25 protein-coding genes, 1 tRNA gene and 1 pseudogene are annotated in these 22,037 nt (G+C 43.2%); 23 read left to right on the forward strand and 4 right to left on the reverse strand.

Annotated elements, in window-relative coordinates; genetic code table 11:
* Positions 1 to 34: 34 nt before the first annotated feature.
* Genes D8872_RS00895 through D8872_RS00905 form a run of 3 tightly spaced genes read left to right on the forward strand, consistent with a single transcriptional unit; the run spans position 35 to position 2,127 of the window.
* On the forward strand, positions 35 to 868 hold the full coding sequence (locus tag D8872_RS00895) for an ABC transporter ATP-binding protein (protein WP_125389674.1): 834 nt from the start codon (positions 35 to 37) through the stop codon (positions 866 to 868).
* Positions 861 to 1,553, forward strand: coding sequence for an ABC transporter permease (locus D8872_RS00900; protein WP_125389631.1), 693 nt, complete (start codon positions 861 to 863; stop codon positions 1,551 to 1,553). Before D8872_RS00895 ends, D8872_RS00900 begins: the two co-directional genes overlap by 8 nt.
* Positions 1,554 to 1,566: 13 nt before the next feature.
* A complete protein-coding gene (locus tag D8872_RS00905; protein ID WP_125389632.1) occupies positions 1,567 to 2,127 on the forward strand; it encodes a DUF3267 domain-containing protein in 561 nt (186 codons plus the stop codon).
* A gap of 187 nt (positions 2,128 to 2,314) precedes the next feature.
* Here D8872_RS00905 and ald read toward each other — a convergent pair whose 3' ends face one another.
* Complete coding sequence (gene ald, locus D8872_RS00910) at positions 2,315 to 3,427, reverse strand: alanine dehydrogenase (protein WP_125389633.1); 1,113 nt, start codon at positions 3,425 to 3,427, stop codon at positions 2,315 to 2,317.
* A gap of 130 nt (positions 3,428 to 3,557) precedes the next feature.
* Here ald and D8872_RS00915 point away from each other — a divergent pair, with 130 nt between their 5' ends.
* The 19 genes and pseudogenes from D8872_RS00915 to D8872_RS01000 all read left to right on the forward strand — a co-directional run bounded on the left by D8872_RS00915 (position 3,558) and on the right by D8872_RS01000 (position 18,487).
* Positions 3,558 to 4,127, forward strand: coding sequence for a GNAT family N-acetyltransferase (locus D8872_RS00915; protein ID WP_002906034.1), 570 nt, complete (start codon positions 3,558 to 3,560; stop codon positions 4,125 to 4,127).
* A gap of 48 nt (positions 4,128 to 4,175) precedes the next feature.
* A tRNA-Thr gene (locus tag D8872_RS00920) sits at positions 4,176 to 4,248 on the forward strand.
* Positions 4,249 to 4,387: 139 nt separating this feature from the next.
* The gene (gene ybeY, locus D8872_RS00925; protein ID WP_125389634.1) at positions 4,388 to 4,885 is read left to right on the forward strand and encodes an rRNA maturation RNase YbeY; all 498 of its coding nucleotides are present in this window, start codon (positions 4,388 to 4,390) and stop codon (positions 4,883 to 4,885) included.
* Positions 4,866 to 5,270, forward strand: coding sequence for a diacylglycerol kinase family protein (locus tag D8872_RS00930; protein ID WP_045499229.1), 405 nt, complete (start codon positions 4,866 to 4,868; stop codon positions 5,268 to 5,270). The genes ybeY and D8872_RS00930 overlap by 20 nt, the downstream gene beginning before the upstream one ends.
* 15 nt (positions 5,271 to 5,285) lie before the next feature.
* The gene (era, locus tag D8872_RS00935; RefSeq protein WP_061909637.1) at positions 5,286 to 6,185 is read left to right on the forward strand and encodes a GTPase Era; all 900 of its coding nucleotides are present in this window, start codon (positions 5,286 to 5,288) and stop codon (positions 6,183 to 6,185) included.
* Between the two features lie 56 nt (positions 6,186 to 6,241).
* Positions 6,242 to 6,718, forward strand: a complete 477-nt coding sequence (locus D8872_RS00940; RefSeq protein WP_125389635.1) for an NUDIX hydrolase — start codon at positions 6,242 to 6,244, stop codon at positions 6,716 to 6,718.
* A 27-nt stretch (positions 6,719 to 6,745) separates the two neighbouring features.
* A complete protein-coding gene (gene mutM / locus D8872_RS00945) occupies positions 6,746 to 7,570 on the forward strand; it encodes a DNA-formamidopyrimidine glycosylase (RefSeq protein WP_125389636.1) in 825 nt (274 codons plus the stop codon).
* A 5-nt stretch (positions 7,571 to 7,575) separates the two neighbouring features.
* Positions 7,576 to 8,172: a dephospho-CoA kinase gene (gene coaE / locus D8872_RS00950; RefSeq protein ID WP_125389637.1), complete on the forward strand. Its 597-nt coding sequence runs from the start codon at positions 7,576 to 7,578 to the stop codon at positions 8,170 to 8,172.
* Positions 8,173 to 8,182: 10 nt separating this feature from the next.
* Entirely contained in the window at positions 8,183 to 9,379 is a 1,197-nt protein-coding gene (locus D8872_RS00955; protein ID WP_376739483.1) for a multidrug efflux MFS transporter, read from the forward strand.
* Positions 9,379 to 9,528, forward strand: a complete 150-nt coding sequence (gene rpmG, locus D8872_RS00960) for a 50S ribosomal protein L33 (protein WP_005590723.1) — start codon at positions 9,379 to 9,381, stop codon at positions 9,526 to 9,528. Before D8872_RS00955 ends, rpmG begins: the two co-directional genes overlap by 1 nt.
* 41 nt (positions 9,529 to 9,569) lie before the next feature.
* Positions 9,570 to 9,803, forward strand: a complete 234-nt coding sequence (gene secG, locus D8872_RS00965; RefSeq protein ID WP_005590722.1) for a preprotein translocase subunit SecG — start codon at positions 9,570 to 9,572, stop codon at positions 9,801 to 9,803.
* A gap of 84 nt (positions 9,804 to 9,887) precedes the next feature.
* Positions 9,888 to 12,236 (forward strand): ribonuclease R, encoded by a 2,349-nt coding sequence (rnr, locus tag D8872_RS00970; RefSeq protein ID WP_125389639.1) that lies wholly within the window; start codon positions 9,888 to 9,890, stop codon positions 12,234 to 12,236.
* A complete protein-coding gene (gene smpB / locus D8872_RS00975; protein ID WP_002894882.1) occupies positions 12,199 to 12,666 on the forward strand; it encodes an SsrA-binding protein SmpB in 468 nt (155 codons plus the stop codon). The genes rnr and smpB overlap by 38 nt, the downstream gene beginning before the upstream one ends.
* Positions 12,667 to 12,820: 154 nt before the next feature.
* Entirely contained in the window at positions 12,821 to 13,183 is a 363-nt protein-coding gene (locus D8872_RS10965) for a hypothetical protein (protein WP_260471654.1), read from the forward strand.
* 11 nt (positions 13,184 to 13,194) lie between these two features.
* Complete coding sequence (locus D8872_RS00980) at positions 13,195 to 13,785, forward strand: hypothetical protein (protein ID WP_260471655.1); 591 nt, start codon at positions 13,195 to 13,197, stop codon at positions 13,783 to 13,785.
* Positions 13,786 to 13,805: 20 nt separating this feature from the next.
* Positions 13,806 to 13,883: pseudogene (locus tag D8872_RS00985) on the forward strand (SsrA-binding protein); the annotation flags it as partial.
* A gap of 215 nt (positions 13,884 to 14,098) precedes the next feature.
* Positions 14,099 to 14,962 (forward strand): SAM-dependent methyltransferase TehB, encoded by an 864-nt coding sequence (gene tehB / locus D8872_RS00990; protein ID WP_125389640.1) that lies wholly within the window; start codon positions 14,099 to 14,101, stop codon positions 14,960 to 14,962.
* 323 nt (positions 14,963 to 15,285) lie between these two features.
* Positions 15,286 to 16,992, forward strand: coding sequence for a C69 family dipeptidase (locus tag D8872_RS00995; protein ID WP_125389641.1), 1,707 nt, complete (start codon positions 15,286 to 15,288; stop codon positions 16,990 to 16,992).
* A 208-nt stretch (positions 16,993 to 17,200) separates the two neighbouring features.
* The gene (locus D8872_RS01000; protein ID WP_125389642.1) at positions 17,201 to 18,487 is read left to right on the forward strand and encodes a peptidase U32 family protein; all 1,287 of its coding nucleotides are present in this window, start codon (positions 17,201 to 17,203) and stop codon (positions 18,485 to 18,487) included.
* A 146-nt stretch (positions 18,488 to 18,633) separates the two neighbouring features.
* Here the strand turns inward: D8872_RS01000 and D8872_RS01005 are convergent, their stop codons facing one another.
* Positions 18,634 to 18,990: a hypothetical protein gene (locus tag D8872_RS01005; protein ID WP_125387612.1), complete on the reverse strand. Its 357-nt coding sequence runs from the start codon at positions 18,988 to 18,990 to the stop codon at positions 18,634 to 18,636.
* A gap of 89 nt (positions 18,991 to 19,079) precedes the next feature.
* On the opposite strand from D8872_RS01005, the gene D8872_RS01010 reads away from it, so the two are divergent.
* Entirely contained in the window at positions 19,080 to 19,295 is a 216-nt protein-coding gene (locus tag D8872_RS01010) for a YdbC family protein (RefSeq protein WP_005590703.1), read from the forward strand.
* Between the two features lie 9 nt (positions 19,296 to 19,304).
* On the opposite strand, the gene D8872_RS01015 is transcribed toward D8872_RS01010, so the two are convergent.
* Entirely contained in the window at positions 19,305 to 19,859 is a 555-nt protein-coding gene (locus D8872_RS01015; RefSeq protein ID WP_125389643.1) for a biotin transporter BioY, read from the reverse strand.
* A gap of 641 nt (positions 19,860 to 20,500) precedes the next feature.
* Positions 20,501 to 21,850, reverse strand: coding sequence for a glutathione-disulfide reductase (gorA, locus tag D8872_RS01020; protein ID WP_125389644.1), 1,350 nt, complete (start codon positions 21,848 to 21,850; stop codon positions 20,501 to 20,503).
* Positions 21,851 to 22,037: the final 187 nt, after the last annotated feature.

Raw genomic sequence — 22,037 nt, forward strand, 5'->3', positions numbered from 1 at the left:
CGTTATTACAAGTAAGAAAGTGAGAAGAGGCCTTATGTCACAAGTGATTCAAGTAGAGAATATTTCTAAAAGTTTTGGAGATAAAAAAGCTTTAGAACGGATTAATTTTCATATCGATCAAGGAGAAATTTTCGGATTTTTAGGACCATCTGGCTCGGGAAAAACAACCTTAATTAACATCCTGACAGGCCAGCTTGATGCTGACAATGGACAAAGTAAAATTCTTGGTAAGGCCTCAGATGCTATTAATGCTCAGGATTTGGTGAAAATTGGCCTAGTATCTGATACAAGTGGCTTTTATGAGAAGATGACTCTCTATAAAAACCTGCAGATATATGCTAAATTATACGATTTAAAAAATGAGCGGATAGATGAAGTGTTAGAGCAGGTTGGTTTGTTAGAAAGCAAAAATATTGTAGCAGAGAAGCTTTCGACAGGTATGAAGCAGCGGATGTTTCTAGCTCGGGCTCTTTTAAATAATCCTGAGGTCTTATTCTTGGATGAACCAACGAGTGGACTTGATCCCCGTACTTCCAAGGTGATTCATGAGCTTTTGCTTGAGCTGAAGAAAAAGGGAACAACCATTTTTCTGACGACGCATGATATGCATGAAGCTAGCGCCCTTTGTGATCGACTGGCCTTGCTAAATAAGGGAGTATTAGTAGAATATGGCGAGCCGAAAGCTATTATTCAAAAATATAACACAGCCAAGAAAGTTAAAATTAGCTATGAAAATGGGGAAACCGAGCAAATTTCGTTCTCAGAATTGGCTACAAAAGACCTAAAATTGGCTATTACAGTACATTCTTGCGAACCTACATTAGAAGAAATTTTTATTCAATTAACAGGAGAAAAACTAGATGTATAAAAAAATTAAAGCTCTCACATGGCTGCGTACTCAGATTTTATTGACAAATTCTTCTTTGCTTATGTCCGTCTTGCTGCCTTTTGGCCTCCTCTTTTTGTACAATATGATTTTAAATAAGAATGGCAATGCAGGCCAAGGACTATTGAAGATGATCCTGCCTATGACCTTTGCCATGAGTGGCGGCTACATGGTGTCTATTATGATGGCAGAGGACAAGGAGAAGCGTAATCTAAAAACCTTGATGTTGAGCGGGGTTCGTTCTATTGAATACCTCTTATCCATGTTGGTTTATCCCTTCCTATTTACAGTCTTTGCCTTAATTTTTTTCCCATATTATTTGCATGTAGACCTCTCTGGCAAATGGCCTATCTATCTTTTGATCAATCTCTTAATTATTGTTATTATCCTTTTAATCAATCTTTTTATTGGTGCTATTTCCAAGACACAGTCTCAAGCTCAGGTTTATAGTTTATTTCCGCTGTTGCTGATTAGTTTCGTGCCTCTATTTGCTAGTTTTGATAAAACAATACAGAATATTCTGCGGTTTACTTTTATGAATCCATTTATCAACTTCTTTGAAGCAGGAGACTATTCATTCAAAATTGAAGATTTCTCTAATTTGGTGATTTGGCTTCTTATTTTTATCAGTGCAAGCACCTATGTCTTGAGTAAAGGTCGAAAATGATGGAGGAGCTTTTATGAAACTCATTAAAAAAATTAATTTTATGGAAGAAAAGAAATATGTAATCGGTCTAAATGTAGCGGGGCTCTTACTGATTTTTCCTTTCTCCATGCTTTTTGCGAAATTGACCCAGCTAATTTTTCGTGCAGACCATTATGATTTTTCGGGTCTAGATCTTGCCTATTTGTTAGTTTTTGCCTTTATCCTTGTCGTCATCCATGAGTACATCCACGGTTTCTTCTTCAAGTTTTTTGGTAAAGGGAAGGCCAAGGTAAAGTTTGGTTTTAAAAATGGGATGGCTTATGCGACTAGTCCAGGAACTTTTTACAATCGTAAGGACTTCTTGGTCATTGGTTTGGCTCCCTTTGTTTTGATTAGCCTGCTTCTGACCTTATTGGCCATGCTGGGCTTGCTCAGTTCAACTCTCTACATGCCTCTAGCTAGTATTCATGCAGCGGGCTGTGTTGGTGACTTTTACATCGCTTTGCTGCTGTTGGGCCAGACTGATGATATTCTGGTCGAGGATACTGAGGTTGGGATGAATTTTTACCAGAAAGAAGAGCCTAGTCAGGGCTAGGAATCACTGGCATTAGATACTTCTTGTAAAATGTCTATTAAAGAGTAACAGACTTGATAATTTAATGATTTGGAGCAATGTTGATCCTGCCTAAATGGATGGCAGCGTGATACTAAATTCAAGTTTAAAAAAATGAAACCCGAAGGACTAGAAGTTCCTTCGGGTTTTGTATATAAGAGAAAAATGATTAGATAAGTTCGTCAATAGAAGTATAATCGAGATTCAATCCTTCTGCAACTGGTCGACTAGTGATGTGGCCGTGATAGGTTGTGACACCTTCACGCAATCCAGCGTCGTCTGCAATAGCTTGTCTGAAGCCTTTACCAGCCAGTGCTTCAATATAAGGAAGGGTGACATTGGTCAGAGCGATAGTAGAAGTGCGGGCTACGGCACCTGGGATATTGGCTACCGCATAGTGGAGAACACCGTGTTTCTCATAAACTGGTTCATCATGGGTGGTCACGCGGTCAGCAGTCTCGATAACACCACCTTGGTCAACGGCCACGTCAACAATGACAGAACCAGGGCGCATTTGCTTCACCATATCGTCAGTTACCAGTTTTGGTGCCTTAGCGCCAGGAATGAGCACAGCTCCAATCACGACATCTGCTTCGCGGACGCTTGCCTCGATGTTAAATGGATTGGACATGAGGGTTTGGATTTGGTTACCAAAGACTTCTTCCAGTACGGATAGACGTTTGGCACTAATATCGAGAATCGTAACTTGAGCGCCTAGTCCCAGAGCGATACGGGCTGCATGAGTTCCTACAACACCGCCTCCGATAATGGTAACTTTACCTTTTGGCACTCCGGGTACACCGCCAAGGAGAACGCCAGAGCCGCCTGTCTGCTTGGTTAGGAAATGAGCTCCGATTTGGACTGCCATACGGCCAGCAACCTCACTCATAGGTACTAAGAGTGGTAGTTGTCCTTGTCCGTCACGTACAGTCTCGTAAGCTACCCCGGTAGTTTTGGCATTTACCATAGCTTGGGCTAATTCGGGAGCAGCGGCCATGTGCAGGTAAGTGAAGAGTAGGAGGTCGTCACGCAAGAATTGGTATTCAGCTTCCAGCGGTTCTTTAACCTTTACAACCAACTCAGCTGCCCAAGCTTCAGCAGCAGTGGCAACGATTTTTGCACCTTGCTTTTGGTAGTCTGCATCTGTAAAACCAGATCCCAGCCCCGCATTTGTCTCAATCAGAACTTCATGGCCTTTACCAACGAGGCTATGAACACCAGCTGGTGTTAGAGCGACACGATTTTCATTGTTTTTGATTTCTTTTGGAATACCGATTAACATAAAAAATATGCTCCTTTTTTAAGATGTTTTTATTGTATATGAAAACGCTTCAAAAATCAAGAAAAAATCGGAGCGGTTTGCTTTCATTAGTGAATTGTGCTATTCTGTTAAGAAAAAATAGGAGGCCCTGATGGAAAATATTTATGTCAAACTGGCCCGTCATACCAGACTGGAAACTGAGCGGTTGATTCTGCGTCCAGTGACCTTGGAAGATGCCCCAGCGATGTTTGAGTACGCTTCGGATGAGGAAAATACTCGCTATACCTTTGAGACTAACAAAAGCCTGGAAGAAACACGCAACAATATCGCTCTCTTCTATCTGGCCAATCCTTTGGGGCGCTGGGGAATAGAAGTAAAGGAAAGCAGCAAATTCATCGGGACTATTGACCTGCATAAGATCAGGCTGGACTTGAAAACGGCGGCTATCGGATATGTAATCAATAAAAGATACTGGAATCAGGGCTACACGACAGAGGCCAATCGCGCAGTCATCAAGCTGGCTTTTGAGGAAGTCGGCATGAACAAACTTGTAGCGCTGCATGATGTGGACAATCCCGCTTCTGGCCGGGTTATGGTCAAGTCTGGTATGAAATATTCCCACGAAGAGCCTTACGCATCACTAGACAAACATGAGAAAGGCCGCATTGTGACACGGGTTTATTACTATCTGACTAAGGAAGATTATTTTGCAAAAAAATGAGAAAGGATATTGACAAGCACCTATCTACATGATATATTAGATAGGTACGCTGATTTAGCTCAGTTGGCAGAGCGCATCCATGGTAAGGATGAGGTCGCCGGTTCGATCCCGGCAATTAGCATTAGATAAAGAGGTTGAGATTTTCTCAGCCTTTTTTGGTTTTAAATTAGGATTTCTCCTCGTTTAAATGCAATGCTTGTGGCTCTCATAGGCGCCCAAATATGATATAATAAAAGTAATATTAGCAAGGCAGGTAAAATATGTATATCGAAATGGTGGATGAAACCGGTCAGGTTTCTCAAGAAATCATTAAGCAGACTCAGGAAATCTTGGAGTTTGCGGCTCAGAAAACGGGCAAAGAAAATAAGGAAATGGCTGTAACCTTTGTGACCAATGAACGTAGCCATGAACTAAACTTGGAATACCGAGACACGGATCGGCCGACGGATGTCATCAGCTTGGAATACAAGCCGGAGCTGGATATTGCTTTTAATGAGGAAGATTTGGCGGATAATCCTGAGCTGGCTGAGATGCTGGAGGATTTTGACGCTTATATCGGCGAGCTCTTCATTTCGGTGGACAAGGCGCGGGAGCAGGCAGAAGAATACGGCCACAGCTTTGAGCGAGAGATGGGCTTTTTGGCAGTGCATGGTTTTCTGCATATCAATGGCTATGATCATTATACGCCAGAAGAAGAAGCAGAAATGTTTGGCTTACAGGAAGAAATTTTGACAGCTTATGGACTTACAAGACAATAAAAATAACAAGCGAAAGTGGAAAAATCGAGATGTCATATCGAGTTTGGAATTTGCCCTGACGGGGATTTTCACGGCATTTAAAGAAGAAAAGAATATGCGGAGCCATGTTCTTTCAGCTGTGGCCGCCATCATTGCAGGTTTGATTTTTCGGATTTCAGCGACGGAGTGGCTGTTCTTGCTGCTAAGTATTTTTTTGGTGATCGCTTTTGAAATCATGAATTCAGCCGTTGAAAATGTTGTGGATCTGGCTAGTGATTATCACTTTTCTATGCGGGCAAAGAATGCCAAGGATATGGCAGCTGGTGCAGTTTTGGTGGTTTCTGGTTTTGCAGTTATAACAGGTTTGATTATTTTTCTGCCAAAACTGTGGGATATTATTTTTTAGAGAAGGAATAGAACAATGACTTTTAAATCAGGCTTTGTAGCCATTTTAGGCCGACCAAATGTTGGCAAATCAACTTTTTTGAATCATGTCATGGGGCAAAAGATTGCCATCATGAGTGACAAGGCTCAGACGACCCGCAATAAGATCATGGGCATTTATACGACGGATAAGGAGCAGATTGTCTTTATCGACACGCCGGGAATCCATAAGCCCAAGACTGCTCTAGGTGATTTTATGGTTGAATCTGCCTATAGCACCCTGCGTGAGGTGGACACGGTTCTTTTCATGGTACCGGCAGATGAGCCACGTGGCAAGGGCGATGATATGATTATCGAACGTTTGAAAGCGGCTAAGGTGCCAGTTATTTTGGTGGTCAATAAGATTGATAAAGTCCATCCGGATCAGCTTTTGGCGCAAATTGATGATTTCCGTCAGCAGATGGACTTCAAAGAAATCGTTCCGATTTCGGCTCTGCAGGGCAACAATGTTTCCCGTTTAATTGACATCCTTAGTGAGAATCTGGAGGAGGGCTTCCAATATTTCCCAGAAGATCAGATTACCGATCATCCAGAGCGTTTCTTGGTTTCAGAAATGATCCGCGAGAAGGTTCTACACCTGACTCGTGAAGAGATTCCCCACTCAGTTGCAGTGGTTGTTGACAGCATGAAGCGAGACGAGGAGACGGACAAGGTTCATATCCGAGCGACGATCATGGTCGAGCGCGACAGCCAAAAAGGTATTATCATCGGTAAAGGCGGATCCATGCTCAAGAAAATCGGTTCCATGGCTCGTCGCGATATCGAGCTCATGCTCGGAGACAAGGTCTTCTTAGAAACTTGGGTCAAGGTCAAGAAAAACTGGCGAGACAAGAAGCTGGACTTGGCAGACTTTGGCTATAATGAGAAGGAATATTAACAGAGCAAGAATTTTTCATTTCTGGTTATCGATTGAATTGTAGATAGGGAAATTGAATGAACAAAGACTACATTTCCTATATTCGCTCCAAGGTGGGGCATGATAAAGTTATCCTGAATTTTGCTGGTGGAATTTTGACAGACGAGGACGGTCGTGTGCTTCTGCAGTTGCGAGGTGATAAGAAAACATGGGCGATTCCTGGAGGAGCTATGGAGCTCGGGGAGACTTCTCTGCAAGCAGCCATGCGTGAGTTTTACGAAGAGACAGGCATTGCTGTTGAAGCAAAGCGCTTGCTGAATGTTTACACTAATTTTGATGAATCTTATCCTAATGGAGACAAAGTGCAGACGGTTGTCTTTCTGTATGAACTGCAGGCACTGGAGAATGTTAATATTTCCAATTTTCATAATGAGGAAACACTGCGTTTAGGCTTTTTTTCTAAAGAAGAAATAGCAGAGCTGGAAAATGTATCGGATAAACACCGCCTGATGTTAGACGAGTATTTTTCAGACAGCTTTGCTATGGGGCTATGATATTGAGAATACTAAGAAAGGAACTTTATGCCTGAATTACCTGAAGTGGAAACGGTTCGGCGTGGTTTGGAGCGTCTGGTTGTTGGTAAGACGATTAGGCAGGTGCGGATTCGCTATGCCAAGATGATTGGTACGGGAGTGGATAGCTTTGTTCATGACTTGCCAGGTCAGACCATTGAAAAGATTGGCCGTCGGGGCAAGTATTTGCTCTTTTACCTGACGGGTGGAGTGCTGGTTTCCCATCTGCGAATGGAAGGCAAGTATCTTTTTTATCCTGATGCGGTGCCTGAGCGCAAGCATGCCCATGTCTTTTTCGAGATGACAGATGGTGGGACGCTTGTTTATGAGGATGTCCGCAAGTTTGGGACCATGGAGCTATTGAGAAAGGATCAGCTAGAGGCTTATTTTGCTGCCAGAAAGCTTGGTCCTGAGCCGACAGATTCAGAATTTCTCTTGGCGCCTTTTGCAGCAGCTTTGAGTCGTTCCAAGAAGCCTATCAAACCCTATTTGCTAGAGCAGACCTTGGTCGTTGGGCTGGGCAATATCTATGTAGATGAGGCCCTTTGGCGGGCGCGGATTCATCCGGCAAGGCCAGCAGCTAGTCTGAAGCCTGCTGAAGTGAAGCGGCTGCGTGAGCAGATTATAGAAGTTTTGCAGCTTGGGATTGAGAAGAGGGGCTCGACTATTCGGACCTACCGCAATGCTTTGGGCGAAGATGGCACGATGCAGGATTTTCTGCAGGTCTATGGAAAGACTGGTCAACCCTGTGCTAGATGCGGCAGCCCGATTGAGAAAATTAAGCTGGGTGGACGCGGTACTCATCTCTGTCCCCATTGCCAGAAAGCGAGGTAGCTGTCATGGCAAGAATTATCGGTATCACTGGCGGCATTGCCTCGGGTAAGTCAACAGTGACAGAGTTTTTGAGGCAGCAAGGCTACCAAGTCGTCGATGCGGATCAAGTAGTACATGAGCTGCAGGAGCCGGGAGGACGACTGTATCAAGCTCTTTTATCTACCTTTGGCACAGCTATCTTGCAGGAAGATGGCCGCTTGGACCGGCCCAAGCTGGGAGCTATGATTTTTGGAAATCCCGAAGTCTTGGCGCAGTCTAGCCAGCTTCAGAACGAGATTATTCGAGAGGAACTGGCTAGCAGACGAGATTTGCTAGCAGAGACAGAAGCTGTCTTTTTCATGGATCTTCCCTTGTTGTTTGAGTTAGAATATGATAATTGGTTTGACCAAATCTGGTTGGTAGACGTGAGAGAAGAAACTCAGCTCAGCCGCCTTATGGCTCGAAATGCTCTCAGTCAGGAAGAAGCAGAAAAACGCATAGCAGCTCAGCTATCTCTCCAAGAAAAACGAAAGAGGGCAAACGTTCTGATTGATAATAATGGCTCGCTTGAGGGAACTCGACAGCAGCTTCGCGATGCTTTGCAGAAATTAGAAAGAAGATGATTCTATCACGATACAAGTAAATTGGAAACATAATCTGAAAATCGCTTGGTTTGGGAACTTCCTGACAGGTGCCAGTATTTCCTTGGTCACTCCTTTTATGCCCCTTTTTGTGGAGCAGCTAGGAGCGCGTGGTCATGAGGTGGAGTACTATGCTGGTCTTGGCATTGCTCTTTCGGCTGTTTCGGCAGCCTTTTTATCCCCTGTCTGGGGCAGTTTGGCTGATCGCTATGGCCGTAAACCTATGATGATTCGGGCTGCTACGGCTATGGTCTTTACCATGGGTGGCATTGCCTTTGTGCCTAATATTTTTTGGCTCTTGGTCTTACGCTTTCTCAACGGCGTTTTTGCGGGCTATGTGCCCAACAGCACCGCCTTGATTGCCAGTCAGGTTCCTAAGGAAAAGACTGGTTATGCGCTGGGAACTTTGGCAACTGGTGTCGTCGCTGGCAATCTCATGGGGCCCTTGATTGGTGGAGTGATTGCTGAAGTTTTTGGCATCCGCAATGTCTTTCTACTGATTGGCTTTTTCTTTCTGATTGCGACCCTGATGACGACTGCTTTCATCAGAGAAGATTTTAGACCAGTTACCAAGGAAGAGGAGATTGGCTTTGGGGAACTCATTCGTCAGATTAGATATCCCAAGTTCTTGCCTACTCTTTTTCTGACTAGTTTTGTGATCCAGTTTGCAGCCCAGTCTATCGGTCCGATTCTTTCCCTTTATATTCGGGAGTTAGGTCAAACGGACAATCTGATTTTTGTATCTGGGCTGATTGTTTCGAGTATGGGACTGTCCAGTATGCTGAGTTCGAGTATTTTAGGTCGCATGGGGGATCGCATGGGCAATCATCGTTTGCTCGTTCTGGCTCAGTTTTATTCTATTATTATTTACCTGCTCTGTGCTCATGCAGGCTCTTCGCTCCAACTCGGTTTTTACCGTTTCTTGTTTGGTTTAGGAACGGGAGCCTTGGTTCCGGGGGTCAATGCTCTATTAAGTAAAATCACGCCTAAGTTTGGGATTTCTCGAATCTTTAGCTACAACCAGATTTTCTTTTATCTGGGTGGTGTCATTGGCCCCATGTCAGGATCGGCTATTGCAGCGACAGCAGGCTATCATTCAGTCTTTTATGCTACAGCAGGCTTAGTGGGACTGAGTCTCCTTATCAACCTTTTTTGTTTTGGAAATTTATTGAAAAAGAAGGAAATCTAGTGCGCGTTAAAATTCATTTAAAATGCTCCAGTTGCGGCAGTCAGAATTATCTGACTAGTAAGAATAGTAAGACTCATCCTGATAAGATTGAGGTATTGAAGTACTGCCCCAAGGAAAGAAAAGTAACCTTACATCTTGAATCTAAATAGATTTTATGATAAAATAGAAAGGATTTTAAGGAGTTTTATTTATGTATAGCCTATTATTAACGATTTTAGTCATTTTATCAGGTTTTATCGTCATTGCTATTTTTATGCAACCAACAAAAAACCAATCTAGTAACGTGTTTGATTCGAGTGCCAATGACCTTTTTGAGCGGTCTAAAGCACGTGGATTTGAAGCTGTAATGCAGCGTCTGACCGGATTTCTGATCTTTGTCTGGTTGCTGATTGCCTTGATATTGGCAGTATTATCTAGTAAATAAAATGGGCTCTGACTATGTCTTGGCCTTTTTTTAAAGTTTAAAAGGGGACAATATCAAGATCCCCTCATAGTATAGAAAGAAAGTATGAAAGAAGAAATTATAGAATATTTAAAAGACAGGCAGCAGGCTAGCGTACATGAGCTGGCGGCTGCTTTGGGGAAAGAGTCTTCCAAGGATTTTAGTGCCTTGGTCAAGACCATCTCCCAGATGGAAAGAAAGCATCAGCTTCGCTTTGATGATGAGGGGCGGATTGAGCTTTATGAGAAGAAAAAGCAGGAGCGTCTGACGCTCAAGGGTGTTTTTCATGCCCACAAGAATGGCTTTGGCTTTGTCACCTTGAATGAGGAAGAGGATGACCTCTTTGTCGGCCGTAATGATGTCAATCATGCCATTGATGGCGATACGGTAGAAGTGGTCATTACCAAGGTAGCAGACCGCATCAAGGGAACATCAGCTGAGGCTAAGATTATCGATATTTTGGAGCACAGCTTGACGTCAGCGGTTGGTCAGCTGGTTCTGGATGAGGAAAAGCCCAAGTATGCCGGCTATATCCGCTCGAAAAATCAGAAAATCCGCCAGCCTATTTATGTCAAAAGACCAGCCATGGTTTTGGATGGCACAGAGGTGCTCAAGGTCGCTATTGACAAATATCCGACCAAGAAACACGATTTCTTTGTGGCTAGTCTGATTGATGTGGTCGGTCATGTAAACGATCCAGGTATAGATGTACTGGAAGTGCTGGAGTCGATGGATATTGTCTCCGAGTTTCCAGAAAAGGTCTTGGAAGAAGCCGAGAGGGTTCCGGACGCGCCGACAGAGAGTGATTTGGCAGGACGTTTGGACCTGCGTGAAGAGATTACCTTCACCATCGATGGAGCGGATGCCAAAGACTTGGATGATGCTGTCCATATCAAGCGCTTGAAAAATGGCAACTTTGAGTTGGGCGTCCATATCGCAGATGTGTCCTACTATGTCAAAGAAGGCTCTGAGCTGGACAAGGAAGCCCTCAATCGAGCAACCTCAGTCTATGTGACCGACCGCGTAGTGCCCATGTTGCCAGAGCGCCTGTCCAACGGTATCTGCTCCCTCAATCCCAATGTGGACCGGCTGACCCAGTCGGCTATCATGGAGATTGATGCCAAGGGGCGCGTGGTCAAGCATACCATTACTCAGTCTGTCATTAAAACGACCTTTCGCATGACCTACAGCGATGTCAACGACATCATCGCAGGTGATCAGGAAAAGGCTGCGCAGTTCAAGGCCATTGTGCCTAGTATTGATAGTATGGTTCGTCTGCATGAGATTCTGGAAAGCATGCGCTTTAAACGCGGTGCGCTCAACTTTGATACCAACGAAGCCAAAATCATGGTCAACAAGGAAGGTCGGCCAGTGGATATTGTTCTGCGTCAGCGTGGGATTGCTGAGCGCATGATTGAGTCCTTTATGCTGGTGGCTAATGAGACGGTGGCTGAGCATTTTGCTAAGCTAAATCTGCCCTTCATCTATCGGATTCACGAGGAGCCTAAGGCGGAGAAGGTGCAGAAGTTTATCGACTACGCCTCTAGCTTTGGGATTCGGATATACGGGACGGCTAGCTCTATGAGTCAGCAGGCCCTGCAGGATATTATGGAGGCGGTCAAAGACCAGCCTTATGAGGATGTGCTGTCTATGATGCTTCTGCGCTCCATGCAGCAGGCTCGCTACTCTGAGCACAATCACGGTCACTATGGTCTGGCAGCGGAGTTTTATACGCATTTCACCAGTCCGATTCGCCGCTATCCGGACCTTCTGGTTCACCGAATGGTACGGGATTATGGTAAGTCTAAAGAAATAGCAGAGCATTTTGAGCAAGTGATTCCAGAGATTGCCAGTCAGTCTTCCAGCCGAGAGCGTCGAGCTATCGAGGCCGAGCGTGAAGTCGAAGCCATGAAGAAGGCTGAGTACATGGAAGAATTTGTCGGGGAAGAGTTTGAGGGCGTCGTTTCAAGCGTGGTTAAGTTTGGACTCTTCGTCGAACTGCCTAATACGGTCGAGGGCTTGATTCATGTTACCAACTTGCCAGAGTTTTACAGCTACAATGAGCGGACTATGACCCTGCAAGGAGAAAAGTCCGGCGTAGTCTTCAAGGTCGGTCAGCAGATTCGCATCAAGCTGGTCCGAGCGGATAAAGCTACGGGCGAGATTGACTTTGAGTATCTGCCTAGTGAATTTGACCTGGTAGAAAAGACTAGCAAGAGTAGCAGAGGCAGGTCAGGGAGAAATAGACGCCGTGAGGATGAGAAGCGCAGCCATTCTTCCAAAGAAAAAGGCAACAGAGATAAGAAAGATAAGAAGTCCAAGAAAGGCAAGAGCCAGAAGGCATTTTACAAGGAACTAGTCAAGAAAGGAGCCAAGCATGGCAAAGGGAGAAGGAAAGGTCGTCGCGCAAAATAAAAAGGCCAGACACGACTACACCATCGTGGATACCATTGAGGCTGGTATGGTGCTGACAGGGACGGAGATCAAGAGCGTCCGGGCTGCCCGTATCAATCTAAAAGACGGCTTTGCCCAGATCAAGAACGGTGAGGCCTGGCTCAGCAATGTCCATATCGCTCCTTATGAAGAGGGCAATATCTGGAACCAAGAGCCTGAGCGCCGCAGAAAACTGCTGCTGCATAAGAAGCAGATCCAAAAGCTGGAGCAGGAAACTAAGGGAACTGGTATGACGCTGGTGCCGCTCAAGGTTTATCTTAAGGACGGCTATGCCAAGCTCCTCCTGGGCTTAGCCAAAGGGAAGCACGACTACGACAAGCGTGAGTCCATCAAACGTCGCGAGCAAAACCGTGACATCGCAAGACAGATGAAGAACTTTAATACAAGATGAAAGACTGGGCGGCCGGTCTTTTTTAGTATTCAACTGTGACTTTGGATTTATGTTATAATGGGAGGGAACAGGTCTGAGGATGAATGAGAAAAGGAGGAGAAAATGAAGAAGCAAGAATATGTAACTGGAGTTGGTGCAGGAGGAAACTGATACGATGAGAAAGATATTAAAAAATAAGCGTGCTTTTCAATGGATGGTAGCTAGCCTAATTCTTATCCCTTTCATTATAGTAGGTACTGTTGGGTTCCAACAATTATTTAAAGAACCTGAAAAAGTCGAATATTCTATTGAAGAATACCATTCTGTAAAAGAAAACGTATATTTTTTCGGGAATCAACGAAAATTCGTCTTATTAAACATCGATTCCAAAGCGAGACCTGGGGGTGGTGTCTATCTTTATACAACCGAGCGGAAAGTGATGACAAACAAAGGCGGAGTTGATTTAACCGATAGAAAAACAGGCCCAAATCAGATTATTGGAAGATCCGTCTTTATGACTATAGAACAGAAGATTTAGCCGATAAAGAAGTGGATCTAAACAAAGTAGTCGAAGACTATGACGCCAGTTTTTTTCCGATTGATTTCAGAATCTTCACCTATCGTAATAATCCTAAAAGCACCATCAATATAGAAGTCAAAGATAATCAAGGTGATATGAAAACCTTAGTTTTAAACATTGATAGTGGAAAAGTAGAAGGAGAGTATCAAGAGCGTTCAGATATCTATGAAGAGGGTCCTTACTTTTTTTATACGACACTGGATCAGTATGCAGAAGATAAGGGGTATGTAGTAGGTCGGCTCATTGAAAGTTCTTTGCCTTTTAAAGAGGCGGGCAAGGTTGTTGATACCAACATAAACCTCTTTGAGGAATATCCTGAAATTGAGAAAAAAATAACTGAAGGAGATTGGGCTCTTATTCCTCAAGAAGAATACGTGACCCCAGAGGAATGGTTTGACAAAGTGTTACACTGGATGGCGCCTAAGGGAGAGGATAAATTGACGATTTATGGTATAGATACTAAGGGTCAGATTTCTGATACCCCATTCACAACCTATGCAGAATATGAAGCCTGGGTTCAAAAACAACGATCAGAAGGGAAAATAAATGAAACGAATTGATCCTGACAGAATTAAAAGTAGACAAGCGCGAGTCCATCAAACGCCGTGAGCAAAACCGCGACATCGCAAGACAGATGAAGAACTTTAATACAAGATGAAAGCTCTTCAGAACAAGCCGTCGTATAAGATGCAGGGATATAGTTTAGGAAATAAAACTTAATGTACGATATGAGCAAGAATTGACTACTGAATCATTTCTTGCTTTTTTGCTAGTGAGACCTTGAATACCCTAGCGCTTGTCAAGTCTGCTCTTTTCGAGTATGATAAAGACAGTTAAAATTTTGAAATTTGGCTTTCAGAGAAAGGATTTTTTATGACAGAAAAATTGCTAGCTTATAAACGCATGCCAGTGTGGACGGCTGAGACCATGCCCGAATTGGTCAAGAACAAGCACAATACCAAAGAGGGAACTTGGGGCAAAATCACTGTTCTCAAGGGACGCCTTAAGTTTGTCGAGATGTCAGAGGAGGGTGAGGAGCTGGCTGAGCACATCTTTGAAGCTGGTCAGGACAATCCTTTTGCCCAGCCCCAAGCTTGGCATCGGGTCGAAGCCTTGACAGATGATTTGGAGTGGTATTTGGAGTTTTACTGTCGGCCTAAGGATTATTTTCCTATGAAATACGGCAGCAATCCAGTGCACTCAGAGGTTTTGGAAGCCATGCAGACGGTCCGACCAGGACGGGCCTTAGATCTCGGCTGTGGTCAAGGCCGCAATGCTCTCTTTCTAGCTAAGCAGGGCTTTGAAGTAACGGCTGTAGATCAGAATGAGCTGGCTTTGGAGATTCTACGTAGTATCGTGGAGCAGGAAGATTTGGATCTGCCAGTGGGTGTCTACGATATCAACTCAGCTAGTCTGACTCAGACTTATGACTTGATCGTTTCCACCGTTGTTCTGATGTTCCTGCAGGCAGAGCGGATTCCAGATATTATCCGCAATATGCAAGAACATACAGCGCTTGGCGGCTACAATCTCATCGTCTGTGCTATGGATACAGAGGACTTCCCTTGCTCTGTTCCCTTCCCATTTACTTTTAAGGAAGGTGAGCTGGCTGAGTATTATAAAGACTGGGAGCTGGTCAAGTACAATGAAAATCCTGGACACCTCCATCGCCGTGATGAAAACGGCAATCGGATTCAGCTGCGCTTTGCGACTATGCTGGCTAAAAAAGTGAGATAAATTTTTTGAAGCTCAAGTCGGCTCTGCCAAAATCTCTAGTGAATTGCTTATAAAGATTTTATAGCAGGATGTTTTCTGATAAGATAAAAAATAATAGCCTTTCCTCTAAATAAGATGGGGCTATTTTTTGTTTATCTGCTCTGATTTGAGAAAAAAGTAGAGGAAATATAGATTAGATAAAAAATATACACAATTTTGTGTAAACGCTTGCAAAAATTTTAGAAAGAGAGTATACTAAAACAGGAATGTTAAGGTATTACGGTTTATGTTGTTTAGACTGGGAGTTGATTCCAGCCCCGCAGATAGTCAAAAGGAGATAGACTATGAAGAAAATACTGCTCAGACTAATGTTCCTTGCAATGTTAGTTGCTCTTTTGCCTGTTCATGTGGCACAAGCGTGTTCTGCTTTTATTGTCGGTAAAGACCTAACAGCAGATGGCTCTACTCTATTTGGTCGGACAGAGGACTATCCCTACGCCCCTGACGGTGGTCGGCACAATCAAAACTATGTAGTTGTGCCAGCTAAGACCTATAAAGATGGCGATAAGATAGAAGATGAGTCAAATGGCTTTACCTATCCGCATTTGGCGAATGAAATGAAATACACAGCTGTCTACGACTCTGATCGTGACAACGGAAGTAACGGAAACTTCGCTGCGCATGGCTTTAATGAACTTGGTGTAGCTATGACAGCGACCGTTTCAGCAACACCAAACGATAAAGTGCTAAAAGAAGATCCACTTGTAAAAGATGGTCTTCCAGAAGCATCATTAGTTGACCTTGCTTTGCCTCGTGCAAAAACAGCACGTGAAGTTATTGAGACAGTTGCGAAAGTTCTGGACGAAAAAGGGTCAGCAGAAGGAAATATCATCGTTGCAGCAGATAAGAATGAGCTGTGGTACATGGAAATCCTGTCTGGTCACCAATATGTAGCTATCAAATTCCCAACGAATAAGTATGCTGTCTTTGCGAACACTTACTATCTTGGTCACGTTGACTTGAATGATAAGGAAAATGTCATTGCTTCTAAAGATGTAGAAGAAGTAGCTAAAAAGGCAGACAACTATAAGACCGACAAAGATGGCAACTTTATGATTGCTAAGTCTTACGGACCTGATAAATATATGGAACGTAACCGTTCTCGGACCTATGCAGGTATCAAGTGGATGGATCCACAAGCAAAAGTAAATTATGACGATGAAGCTTTTGATCTCTTGCGCGAACCAACTGATCCAAATAAGAAATACACGGTTCATGATGTGATCGCGGAACAAAGAAATCGTTTTGAACACTTGCCAGAATATAAAGCAGATGACTTAGTTGAAGTCGGTAAGAAGATCGATGGCAATGTTTACAAATATGCGCTAGGTAACGAAAACGTAATCGACGCCCACGTTTATCAAATCAAACCAAACCTACCAAATGCCTTTGGCGGTGTTATGTGGCTGGGTCTGGCACAAAGTCGCAACACACCATATGTACCATTCTATGGTAATGTAGAAGATACTTACGAAGCTTTCAAGAACCGTTCTACTAAATATGACGGAAAATCTTGGTATTGGACTGTTTGGCATATTGACCAAATGGTTATGAAATATCCAGAAATCTTTGGTAACAGTATCCAAGAAAAATGGAAAGAAAAAGAAGCTGAATGGGATAAAGAACAGACCGAACGTGATGCCAAATATGCAAACTACACAGATGAACAAGCCAAAGCCGCTGGACCAGAAGTGACGAAGGAAGCCTTGGAACGCTCAGAAAAAATTTTTAAGGAAATCAAAGCAGTCGAAGCAGAGATGGAAGAAAAGATTAAGAAGGAAAAAGGTAAAGATGCAGATCTTGTCTATACAGGCTATAATAAAGCAAACCTCCTAGCAGAAGCAGAAAAAGGAAAATCAGCGGACAAAGCTAGCGATACGAAGAAAGATAGCTCAAGTCAAACTACTTGGATTGTCATCGGCGTATTGGTTGTGCTAGTTGGTGGATTCTTCGGATACAAACAATTTAATAAGAAGAAGGAGGAAGAATAAATTTTGAAAGAAAAGCTAGAAGTTTAAGACTTCTGGCTTTTTTCCTCTCTCAGATAATAAATATATATCCTAAAATACTTAGTAAGGAGATGAGGATAGAAGATTAGAATTGTCAAAAAACTAGGCTTCATCTTGCTTTTAGCGGTAAATTGCTATAAAATAGATAGGGTTAAACATCAATACTTTTATATTGCAAATAGGAGAAAAGATGACAAAAAAATTAAAACGTCCAGAGGTGCTGTCACCAGCTGGTACGTTAGAAAAGTTGAAAGTAGCTGTTCGCTATGGAGCAGATGCTGTTTTTATTGGTGGTCAAGCCTATGGTTTGCGAAGTCGTGCGAGGAACTTCACTTTTGAGCAAATGGAAGAAGGTGTCCAATTTGCGGCTGAGCATGGTGCCAAGGTCTATGTAGCGGCTAACATGGTCATGCACGAAGGAAATGAAGCTGGAGCTGGGGAGTGGTTCCGCCGTTTGCGGGATATCGGAATTGCGGCTGTTATTGTTTCTGACCCAGCCTTGATTGCGATTGCAGCTTCTGAGGCACCCGGCCTGGAGATTCACTTGTCGACTCAGGCTAGTGCAACCAACTATGAAACGCTTGAATTTTGGAAAAATCTTGGTTTGACCCGAGTTGTTTTGGCACGTGAGGTTTCCATGGCTGAGCTGGCTGAGATTCGCAAGCGTACCGATGTAGAAATCGAAGCTTTCGTTCATGGGGCTATGTGTATTTCTTACTCTGGCCGTTGTACCCTTTCCAATCACATGAGTATGCGTGACGCCAACCGCGGCGGTTGTTCGCAATCTTGTCGCTGGAAATATGATTTGTATGACATGCCTTTTGGACAAGAACGTAAGAGCTTGAAGGGGGAAATTCCAGAAGAATTTTCTATGTCAGCTGTTGATATGTCCATGATTGACCGCATTCCTGATATGATTGAAAATGGTGTTGATAGCTTGAAAATCGAAGGTCGGATGAAGTCAATTCACTACGTTTCGACAGTGACCAACTGCTACAAAGCTGCTGTGGACGCCTATTTGGAAAGCCCAGAAAAGTTTGAAGCTATTAAGCAAGATCTAGTAGATGAAATGTGGAAAGTAGCTCAACGTGAGCTGGCAACTGGCTTTTACTACCATACGCCAACTGAGAATGAGCAGCTTTTTGGAGCCCGCCGTAAGATTCCAGAATACAAATTTGTAGCAGAAGTAGTTGCTTATGATGAAGTGACACAAACTGCGACTATTCGCCAGAGGAATGTTATCCATGAAGGCGATCAGGTAGAATTCTACGGACCTGGTTTCCGCCATTTTGAAACCTACATTACGGACCTCCATGATGAAAAAGGGAATAAGATTGACCGTGCGCCGAATCCAATGGAATTGCTGACGATTACCGTTCCACAGCCAGTTCAACCTGGTGATATGGTTCGTGCCCGCAAGGAAGGTTTAATCAATTTGTATAAAGAAGATGGCACTAGTGTGACTGTTCGAGCTTAATCAGGCACGAAAGCTGGAGTAATGTGCTCATCAAGTAGGCCTTGCCTACAAGGTGGATACGAATAGATAGCGGAAGTCCTTATTCTAAAAATTCTGCTATTGCTTTTAAAAAATAAAACTCTTCAAATCGCTTTTGATTTGAAGAGCTATTTTTTGAATTTGCGACTTTCGAGCCGAATATCTTTTCTCTGGGCTTCACGGATGTTATTGGGAACTAGACTGATGCGATGGATATCAGGCACACGGATGATCGTCGTCATGCTTTTTTTGAAATTTTTGACAATCAACTGCTGGCGGTCACGGTCATATTTGACAATATCTCCAGTAAAATTCTTATCCAGAAAAATAACATGGACACCAGAATTTTTTCGAAGAGCTAAGTCAATCGTATGTAGGATATGACTCTTGTCGTCCTCTTCCTTATCTGTCTTTTTATAGTTAATGAACTCATTCGTCTTTTGTAAAATCATTTCGAGATATTTTTTCATAGATAAAATCTCCATAACTTGTTACAATATATTATATAATAAAATAAGTAAAAAAGTAAAATCTTTTACGAATAATGAGATAGAAAGTAGAAAAGAGGTAAAGTATGGCAGATTTTAAATTTGAAATCGAGGAAAAACTGCTCGTTTTATCGGAAAATGAAAAAGGCTGGACCAAGGAGCTCAACCGCGTAAGTTTTAATGGTGCGCCAGCCAAGTACGATATTCGAACTTGGAGTCCAGACCACAGCAAGATGGGCAAAGGAATCACCCTTTCCAATGAAGAGTTTCAAGTTCTTTTGGATGCATTTAAAAATGGATAGACGCAAAGTCTATCCGTTTTTATTGTCTGAAAAATAGGGATGAAAAGCTAGGCTTCTAAATAAAGGAATGCTGATGAGCGTGATTGCGACAATTTTTAAAAGATCGGGAAGAATGAAAGGTGTGACACCAACAGCAATGGCCTTAGAAAATCCCATGTTAGCCAGAAAATGAAGTCCGATTACGCCACCGACAAAAACCAGTGCATCTCCGAGCAAGTTAGCCAAAAAGATCGTATAAAACTTGCTATCTTTACTTGTCAAACTAGAAGTGACCAATGCAAAGAGCAGATAAGCCCAAAGATAGCCCGCGCTTGGCCCAAATAGAGCCTGAAATCCACCGCTTCCTCCGGCAAAGACTGGTAGCCCAATAGCTCCCAGTAGTAGATAAAGCAGCACAGACAAGACAGCCTCGCGGGTTTTAAAAATGGTTGCAATTAAACCTACAGCAAAGGTCTGTAGAGTAATGGGAATCGGTCCAATGGAGAAACTAAGCTGGGAGAGTACAGCTAGGAAAGCAGCGCCAATAGCTGGGAGTGAAAGAAGAAATGCTTTGTTCTTGTTCATGAATAGTAAACCTCTTTTTCGAATTATGGTAACTATTCTAAATTAAAATAAAAAAAAGTCAAGTCTTTTTACATCAGACTAGACAGTTGTTTGTTATTTCCGCTTTTTGCGGCTCCGAATGAGGAGGAAGATAAAGGCGATTAAACCAAAAATATTAAAGAAAATAATTCCCAGAGCTGCTAATAATTTTTTCGTTTTGCTCATTTCCAATCCCCTTTCTCTTAGTATTTCTTCTTATCATATCAAAAATTCCTCTTCTTGAATAGCAGAAAGGATAAAAAATGACTGGCAAGTAAATACAGCAAAAAAATAAGACCGTCTTGAAAAGTTACAATTTATAAGCTTGTTTAGAATAAGTGAGCCAGCTGAATAAAAAAGAGGAAGATCCTTTCAATAAATCTTCCCTAATTTTAGAAATAATTTAGAATTTCTTGAATGATAATTGAATCTTATGCTTTAAAATAAAGTAAGAAGTCAAAGAACAAAACCAGATAGTGTGACTAGCTCTAACCAAATGGCATAAGACTTCTTTCTTACAAAAATGTAAGATAAAAATCAAAAATGAAAGGATAAGTTATGGTTGCCTTCTCTTCTTTATTTTATGATAATAATGAGCTTTAGAAAGGCCAAAGAAGAAGCTTTTAGCGCATGGTGACAAATTCTTCGGAGCCGGTTGGGTGGATGGCAACGGTAGCGTCGAAATCGGCTTTGGTAGCTCCCATCTTAATAGCAACGGCGAATCCTTGAATCATTTCATCTACGCCATAGCCAATGCCGTGGAGGCCGACAACTTTTTCATTGTGACCAGCAGTGATAAGCTTAAACTTGGCCTGCTGGCGGTGCTGGGTGACAGCTGAGTACATAGAGGTAAAGCTAGAGGTGTAGACATGAATTTGCTCAACACCATAATTTCGAACAGCTTCTTCCTCCGTCAGCCCTACTGTTCCAATAGCGGGATGGGAGAAGACGACAGTAGGAATCGTTGAGTAATCCATCTTGGCATCTGTCTTGCCGTTAAAGAGGCGCTCAGACAGGGTGCGTCCAGCCTTGATTGCTACTGGCGTCAGCTCTTTTTCGCCCGTCACATCGCCTAAGGCATAGATGCCAGGTACGACAGTATTTTGGTATTCATCTACAGCGATGAAGCCTCGGTCATTTAGGGTAACCCCTGCAGCATCAAGATTGAGCCCTTGGACATTTGGCTTACGGCCAATAGCCCAAATAATCCGTTCGGCAATATGGCTACTACCGTCTTGGAAGTAGAGTTGTAGCTGACCATCAGGAAGTTTTTCCACTCGTTCGGGTATCTTGTGAGCATGAAGACTAGGGCCAGATTTTTCCATCTCAGCCACCAATCCGTCAATCAGATAGCTATCAAAATTGCGGAGGGGACGGTCGCGGCGGACAAAGAGATCCGTCTTGACACCTAGAGTATGGAGGACACCAGCAAGCTCCACAGCGATATAGCCTGCTCCGACAACGGCAACAGACTTGGGAAGCTCTTCCCAAGCAAAGACATCATCAGAAGTCTCGCCGTATTCAGCACCAGGAATCTGAGGAATGGCTGCATGAGCACCGGTTGCAATCACGATGTGTTGGGCGCGAATCAATTCTCCATTGACTTCGACTGTATGCTTGTCAACGAAATGAGCGCGACCTTCGATCAGTTCAACGCCGTTGCGTTTGAAGCTGCCATCATAAGATGAGCGAGCGCGGTCAATGTAGGCTTCCCGATTCTTTCGTAAGGTAGCAAAGTCAAAGCGCTGATTTTCTGAAGTAAAGCCATAGTCTGGTCCATAGTGTCGGATGGCCTCGGCGATCTGAGCACCGTACCACATGATTTTTTTAGGGACACAACCGACATTGACACAGGTTCCCCCTAATTTCTTTTCTTCAATGACAGCTGCTTTAGCATCATGCTCACCAGCACGATTCATGGTAGCAATACCCCCGCTACCCCCGCCAATTGCAATAATATCGAATTCTTTCATAGTTAGATAGAAGCTCCTTTAATCAATATGAAGTAATTGTACCTTTTTTAGAAAATGAATGCAAAAATCTGCTATGATTTAGAGATCCTGCAGCGTTTTTAGAGGAAAAATGGTCTTTTAGGGATTTTGTCCCTTTTCCTATCACAATATGTTAGGCATATGATATAATGTAGTATAAAAGAAAAAT

This window comes from Streptococcus cristatus (assembly GCF_003943815.1).
Taxonomy (GTDB): Bacteria; Bacillota; Bacilli; order Lactobacillales; family Streptococcaceae; genus Streptococcus; species Streptococcus cristatus_F.